The organism is Streptomyces sp. NPDC049687 (assembly GCF_044465285.1).
In the GTDB taxonomy this organism is placed as follows: Bacteria; Actinomycetota; Actinomycetes; order Streptomycetales; family Streptomycetaceae; genus Streptomyces.
This window is the reverse complement of record NZ_JBITLN010000038.1, coordinates 1-3,039: the sequence shown is the minus strand read 5'-3', so window position 1 is coordinate 3,039 and position 3,039 is coordinate 1. Positions and strand designations below refer to the sequence as shown.

At 66.4% G+C, this 3,039-nt stretch carries 2 protein-coding genes and 1 pseudogene; all 3 read right to left on the bottom strand.

What is annotated here, in order from left to right; genetic code table 11:
• Positions 1–9: 9 nt before the first annotated feature.
• Positions 10–342 (bottom strand): hypothetical protein, encoded by a 333-nt coding sequence (locus ACIBVL_RS43155; RefSeq protein WP_399106759.1) that lies wholly within the window; start codon positions 340–342, stop codon positions 10–12.
• Between the two features lie 262 nt (positions 343–604).
• The gene (locus ACIBVL_RS43150; protein WP_399106757.1) at positions 605–1,246 is read right to left on the bottom strand and encodes a hypothetical protein; all 642 of its coding nucleotides are present in this window, start codon (positions 1,244–1,246) and stop codon (positions 605–607) included.
• An 11-nt stretch (positions 1,247–1,257) separates the two neighbouring features.
• Positions 1,258–3,039 (bottom strand): annotated as a pseudogene (locus ACIBVL_RS43145) (hypothetical protein); the annotation flags it as partial.

The window sequence follows — 3,039 nt, the reverse complement described above, 5'->3', positions numbered from 1 at the left end:
ACCACCAACTCAACGCGCACCGAACCGCGCCGCATCGAAATTCGCCGCCGACATCTGCTGCCGCGCGTTGTCACCCTGCTCCTGATCACCCGAACCGAACGCCGAGTCCATCCCCGACTGACCACCCAAAATCGCCGACAACGACGCGTTCAGATCAGCCGCGATCTCATCCGCACGCCCCTTGAACTGATCGAACATCGCCCGACCCGTACCGTTGAACTTCCCCTCCAACGGCTGCGCCGCCTGCACCAACTGCCTGATCAACGAACCCAGATCATCACTCGACCCACGCGAATCACGCTGCAACGTCGACAACGTCTGCGCACCCATGTCGAACTTCATCAACGCCCCCGTTCAGCTCACTTGGCTCACTTCACGCGCACTGCACGCAGAGTCATTGCTACCAACTGACTGATTGCCTATGCAATGGGGAGTGGCCATCCTTACAGAGGCACCACGAACCCGTTACCAACTCATGGGGACAGACAGGGGTGTTCACCCCAAACCACCCTGATCCCGTGCGAGCCCGAGCCTCGACCACCGTCATCTTCACGCCAGGTCGCCGCAGGCCGCCCGTCCTCCGACCCGGCCCGAAGAATCCCAGTCAGAGCAGATCGGTGAGGTCCGGGCCCCGCCCGTCCGAGACTTCCGGCTCCATGACCCCATGCCCTACCGCTCTCCCGAAGTACGTCGGCTCCCCAGGCTCTGCCTCGATCTCCAGGAGCGCCTCCAGCTCCCTCAGTGCGGCGGCCAGTCGTGGAGCATTCCGCCGTTGTGTTTCCGGATGAGGAGTACCGCGGAAGTCGAACGGACCCCAGATGTCATGAAAGACGGAAACATCGGCTGAGAGCCCGAGCGGTTCCGAAGAGACAGTCAGTTCGACCAGGCGATCCTCGTGGTGTCGCCCACCGTCCTCATCGAACCACACACCGGTCCCCGCCACGAGGAAGCCGCTGCACTCGGCTTCCGGAAAGGCAACAGGACGCAACTCCTCGACTCTCCGGAGGGTCCACTCATCGTCCAACGGCCGCATGAGCCCCACGCTCGTCCTACCCACCGCTCCGCCCATCTCGGGCACAAGCCAGAACCATTCCAGCATGGTGGGCTGCAAAAGCTCGTGCTTCTGGAGAACCGCCGACATCCGCGCAGCGGTGTTGAGTGCGGACTGCAGACCGGGGGGCGCGTAGTCCTCCAGGTCCCAGAACCAGGAAGCACATTCACGCGGTGCACGCATGAGGAGGGACATTGGATTTTCCCTTACGGATATGTAGGACCGTTGGCCGGAATGGTGATCGAACCATCCTTGAACCGAAGAACGAAGGTTGCGTTGGTAATCCTGGCGCGATGGGCGATGCGCCCAAGGATCTTGTCCGTAAGGGCAAGCTTGGTGTCATGCACGTCGAGAATGGCCACCTTCTGGCCGTCGATATTACCCAGCAGCTGCTTCTCCGCGATGCCGCGGGTCGCACTGTTGAGACTTGAAGCGCTGCTCACGTCCTTGAGCTGAGCACCGTACTCGATGCGATTGCCGGACCGGACGAGCACATCGAGGTCCAAGCCGTCACCGGGCACCTTCCACTCGAAGGCCAGACCCTTGACGCCACGAGCCTGCAGTTCCGCCGCGTGCTCCATCGCCATATAGACAGCAGGCGACATGTCATTGTTTCTACTCACCTGCTTGCACTGGGACAGGAGCTCATCGTATCCGGGCATATGGGCGAGCTTGCCGTCGCTGATGTACTTGGCGATTCCCGCACCGTACTCACTCTTGCGAAGTCCGACGAGGGATTTCTCGATGTCGTGAGGTGCCATCTTCGAGCGTGCGAGTTGTTCGGCGACCGCTGCTTCCTGATCCGGCTGCATACGGCCGGTCGGCTGCAGAGCCTGCTCGTCTCCCTCGCGGTAGTCGACCTTTTCCGGCTCGTGGCCAGGACCGGGGCCGCCGGGGCCCTCGCCCTGTCCGCCCGTGGCGTTCCCGCCCGGCGTGTTGCCGCTTTCATGCCCGTGCCCTGCCGCACCGGGTTGCTCATGCGGGCCCGTCGGCCCGTCGTGGTGCGTTCCCGGGCCGTCGCCGGAATGAGTTCCCTGGCCGTCGCTGTGGCCGCTCGGCGGCTCGTGGCCGGCGGAGGGGCCGGGGCCGTGCTCGTGAGCCGATCCGCCGGGAAGGTGGTCGCCGGCGCTGCCGCCGGGGAGGTGGTCGCCCATTCCGGTGCGGGGGAGGTCGCCGCCCGCGTGAACAGTGGGCACGTCGCCGCCCGCGTGGACGGTGGGAAGGTCGCCGCCCGCGTGCACTGCCGCGTTGTCCGGGACGCGGCCGAGGTCGCCGAGGTTGGTGTCCAGGCTGTTGCCCAGGCTGATGTGCTGTCCTGCGGTCTCGGCTGTATGGGCGCCCGCGCCGACCAGTGCCGGTTCGCGCACCGGGGTCGGGGTGTGGGGGATGTCCGAGCCCGCACCCGGAGTGCCGGTCTGCGGGGTGCCGCCGGGCTCCTTGGGGGCCTGGTCCGCCGATTTCAGCACATTGCCGTTCTCGTCGAGCAGATTCCCCGGCGGGTCGTAGTAACGCGCCGGAGCACCCGCCTCCGTGGGCAGCCTGACCGATCCCTCCGGCAGGCCCGGCGCGCCCTCGGGCAGCCTGACGTTGCCGTCGGGGAGTCTCGTCGCGCCCTCCGGGATCGCCGCGCCCTCCGGCAGGTGCACGGTGCCGTCCGGGAGCCTGACGGAGCCCTCCGGGAGGGTGATCGCGTTGTCGGGGAGCTTGGGGATCTCGATGTTCCCGATGCCCTTCAACGCCTTCGTGACGTCGCCGATCTTCGACAGACCCGCGCCCGCGCCCTTGGCGACGTAGGTCATCGGGTCGATGATCTTGCCCGCCTTGCCGGCGACGGACAGGGCCTTGGCCACCGCGCCCGCCTTGCCCGCGCCCGCCGCCGCACCCCCCGCACCGCCGGTGAAGACGGTCGTCAGGACGTTGAAGGTCACCGCACCGGCCGCCCGGCCGGGATTCTTGCCCCACTCGTCCCACGCCACCAGCGCCTTGCC

Excerpts from the sequence above, each read along its gene's own strand:
- ACIBVL_RS43150 (WP_399106757.1), bottom strand. The coding sequence starts at position 1,246 with ATGTCCCTCCTCATGCGTGCACCGCGTGAATGTGCTTCCTGGTTCTGG.
- ACIBVL_RS43155 (WP_399106759.1), bottom strand. The coding sequence starts at position 342 with ATGAAGTTCGACATGGGTGCGCAGACGTTGTCGACGTTGCAGCGTGAT.